The organism is Mesorhizobium sp. M1E.F.Ca.ET.063.01.1.1 (assembly GCF_003998155.1).
Classification (GTDB): Bacteria; Pseudomonadota; Alphaproteobacteria; order Rhizobiales; family Rhizobiaceae; genus Mesorhizobium.
This window is the reverse complement of sequence record NZ_RZSC01000629.1, coordinates 1-3,435: the sequence shown is the minus strand read 5'-3', so window position 1 is coordinate 3,435 and position 3,435 is coordinate 1. Positions and strand designations below refer to the sequence as shown.

Annotated in this window: 4 protein-coding genes; all 4 read left to right on the top strand. The window is 60.8% G+C overall.

The window, feature by feature from the left end:
* Positions 1-2: 2 nt before the first annotated feature.
* A complete protein-coding gene (locus tag EOA29_RS29500; RefSeq protein ID WP_145969858.1) occupies positions 3-1,058 on the top strand; it encodes an aminomethyltransferase family protein in 1,056 nt (351 codons plus the stop codon).
* A gap of 71 nt (positions 1,059-1,129) precedes the next feature.
* A complete protein-coding gene (locus EOA29_RS29495) occupies positions 1,130-1,729 on the top strand; it encodes a dimethylamine monooxygenase subunit DmmA family protein (protein ID WP_127221982.1) in 600 nt (199 codons plus the stop codon).
* Positions 1,726-2,691 (top strand): PDR/VanB family oxidoreductase, encoded by a 966-nt coding sequence (locus EOA29_RS29490; protein ID WP_127221981.1) that lies wholly within the window; start codon positions 1,726-1,728, stop codon positions 2,689-2,691. Before EOA29_RS29495 ends, EOA29_RS29490 begins: the two co-directional genes overlap by 4 nt.
* A gap of 83 nt (positions 2,692-2,774) precedes the next feature.
* On the top strand, positions 2,775-3,435 hold a 661-nt coding region (locus EOA29_RS29485; protein WP_145969857.1), incomplete at its 3' end, for a DUF3445 domain-containing protein.

The following is a 3,435-nucleotide window of genomic DNA, read 5'->3' as shown; positions in this document are numbered from 1 at the left end:
GCATGGGCACCGCCTGGCAGTATTCGGGCGACCCGGAGCGCGAATATCTGGCGATCCGCACCAAGGCCGGCCTCATGGACGTTTCCGGCTTGAAGAAGGTGCATTTGAACGGCCCCGCGGCCAGCCACACCATCGACCGCGCCACGACCCGCAACGCCGAGAAGATCATGCCCGGCCGCTCAGTATACGCGACCATGCTGAACGACGCCGGCAAGTTCATCGACGACTGCGTGATCTATCGCATGGGGCCGAACAGCTGGATGGTCGTGCACGGCTCGGGCGGCGCCCATGAACAGCTCACGATGGCGGCTACCGGGCGCGACGTTGCCATCCGCTTTGATGACAATCTCCACGACCTTTCGCTGCAGGGGCCGCTCGCCGTCGACTACCTGAACAAGCATGTGGAAGGTATCCGGAACCTCAACTATTTTAGCCATATGCACACCTCGCTTTTTGGTCTGCCGGTGACGATCTCGCGCACTGGCTACACCGGCGAGCGAGGCTATGAAATCTTCTGCCGCGGCCAGGATGCTCCTGCGATCTGGGACCGGATCCTGGAGGAGGGCGCGGGCATGGGCATCATCCCTTGCCGGTTCACGACGCTCGATCTGCTGAGGGCCGAAAGCTACTTGCTGTTCTTCCCTTACGACAATTCGGAGAAGTATCCGTTCGAGAACGAAGGTCCTGGCGACACGCTGTGGGAGCTCGGGCTCGACTTCACCGTCTCGCCCGGCAAGGTGGGCTTCCGCGGCGCCGAGGAGCATTATCGGCTGAAGGGCAAGGAGCGCTTCAAGATCTATGGCGTCAAGCTCGAAGGCACGACGCCGGCCGAAGAGGGCGCGCCCTTGCTCAAGGATGGCAAGAAGGTCGGCGTGGTGACGATCGGCATGTACTCCAGCCTCAACAAGCACAACATCGGCATTGCCCGCATGCCGGTCGACTGCGCGGTCGACGGCGTGAAGATGACCGTTCGGAATTCGAGCGGTGAAATCCCCTGCGTCGCCCACTCAATGCCATTCTTTGATGCGGAAAAGAAGCGCCGCACCGCCAGGGGATAGGTCGCGGTGAGATATCGCAAGCAGGGTTCAAACCTGCAAACCAACCAAAACGGAGCCGAGGGTCAAAGTCAGTGTTAGAAGGCTCGATTTCAAGCCGCCCCGTCTATGGCGAGCTGGAGATACGGCCGGGGCGGCTGCATTTGATGGTCGCCGACGCCGAAGGTGCCGAGGCGATCCTCGATTTGGCCGCCTCCGCGCCCTCCGATTTTTTCGCCAGGGCCCACATCATATACATTCCCAAAACGACGGGGGACAAGTTCGTCGCCAGGCTGGAGCAACTAGCCCCCGCCCAACTCTATGTCGGCCCCAGCTACGAGGCCGCGCTTCCCCGGCTAAGGAGGGTCCTGGCGGCGGCGCATATGGGCCTCCAAGTCTATCTGGCAGGGACCGAGGGGCTGATCGGACGAGCGATGCTCGAGGCCACGCAGGTGGGTATCCCGCATTCCGCGATCCAGACGGAGCACCGCGGCTCCACTGTGCGCCGCGTGCAGTGCGTGCATTGCAAGGGTATCACTGAGGACGTGACGCACGATCCTTTCCAATGCGCTCATTGCGGGCTGCATCTGTTCGTGCGCGATCACTACTCCCGCCGCATAGCGGCCTTCCAGGGCGTGCGCGTGGACGCGGAAGATCCCGGCAACATTCCCGAATCGGTGGAGCGGTTCAGATGAGCGCAGGAGCTGCAAAGATACCCGTCAAAGTGGCCGAGGTCACGCCGGTCAACGAGCTTGTCACACGATTCAAGTTCGTGCGCCGTGATGGCGGTCCGATGCCTACTTTCTCGGGCGGTGCGCACACGGTCGTGGAGATGAACGACCACGATCGCGTGCGTCGCAATCCCTACTCGATCATGAGCGATCCCGCCGACAGGGAGGGCTATTCGATCTCGATCCGCCGCGATGACAATGGAAGAGGCGGTTCATTGTTCATGCACCGGCAGGTGAGGCCGGGGATGGAAATGGTCATCTCCAACCCGGTCAATCTCTTCGCGCTGGATTTGCGGGCGCGAAAGCACCTGTTGCTTGCCGGAGGCATCGGCATCACGCCGTTCCTGGCGCAGATCAAGCAACTTGCCGCCATGAATGGCAACTTCGAACTGCACTACTCTATTCGGACGGCATCCCTTGGCTCCTACACCGACGAGCTTGTGGCCAACTATCGCTCGCGTGTGCACCTTTACCATGACGACAGGGGCGAACTGATCGACCTGCCGGCCTTGCTCGACGGGCAGCCCCTCGGCACCCATGTCTATGTTTGCGGGCCCAAGGGCATGATCGCCTGGGTGCGCAAGACCGCGACGGCGCTCGGGTGGCCGCGCGAGGCGGTGCATCACGAAGAATTCCTTGCTCCTGCCTCAGGCAAGCCCTTCGAGGTGGTGCTGGCGCGGTCGAACAAGATGATCCATGTCGGCGAACATCAAAGCCTGCTTGAGTCGATCGAAGCAGCCGGCGTCGAGGCGCCATATCTCTGCCGCGGCGGTGCTTGTGGCCAGTGCGAGACGGACGTTCTCGAATATGAAGGAACATTCATCCACAAGGACCATTGGCTGACACCGGCGCAATGTGCCAGCGGCACCAAGATCATGCCTTGTGTATCACGCTTCGAAGGCAAAGCGCTGGTGTTGGATCGATAGAGCAATTCCAGGAAAAGTGTGAAACGGTTTTCCGTCCGGAATTGCGCAAAACGATGAACCGCTCTAGCGAGGAGGACGCTGCGATGACTATTATCTTCAAGGAAGAAACGTTCTACGACGACTTCACCTTCCGCAACTCGCCGGAGGCGGTCAAGCGCTTCCCCTTCCCGTTTCCCGAGGACAGCTACATGTACTCGGTGAACCTGGAGCCGCATAAGTCATACCGTCCGGGCAGCGTTTTCGAGCGGACGTTCGACGTCGATGAGCACTACGTTTCCGAGATGCGCGATCGTGCCCGCGTCCTTGCCGAAGATCCGTTGCGTTGTCAGTCGCTGCCGCACATGACCCTGGCCGGTTGGGATCTGCTCGAGCTGATCATGACCTCGAAAGCAGAAGAGTATCCCGAGCTTTTCGAGCTGCACCGCGACGGCGCCAAATGGCACTGGATCAACCGCCCGCTGGGCATCGAGCAGAAATTCACCTTCCTCGACGAGACCACATTGCCCTATGGCCCGATGGAGTACATTACGCGGCAGACCCAGGGCGACTTTGCGGTACTTGACCAACGCGACGACAACCTGTGGATGGACGCCGGCATGGTGACCACACAGGCCGACTGGAGCCTTGATTTCGACATCGGCATGAACTTCTTCGAGTGGCACGCCCCGGTGCCGAAAGCGCACGAGATGGGTATCTTCCAGCGGGCGTTGAAGTTCCTCCTGAACGTGCAGCAGGGTTCGCCGG

Coding starts and splice junctions, on each gene's coding strand:
- EOA29_RS29500 (WP_145969858.1), top strand. CDS start 3: ATGGGCACCGCCTGGCAGTATTCGGGCGACCCGGAGCGCGAATATCTG.
- EOA29_RS29490 (WP_127221981.1), top strand. CDS start 1,726: ATGAGCGCAGGAGCTGCAAAGATACCCGTCAAAGTGGCCGAGGTCACG.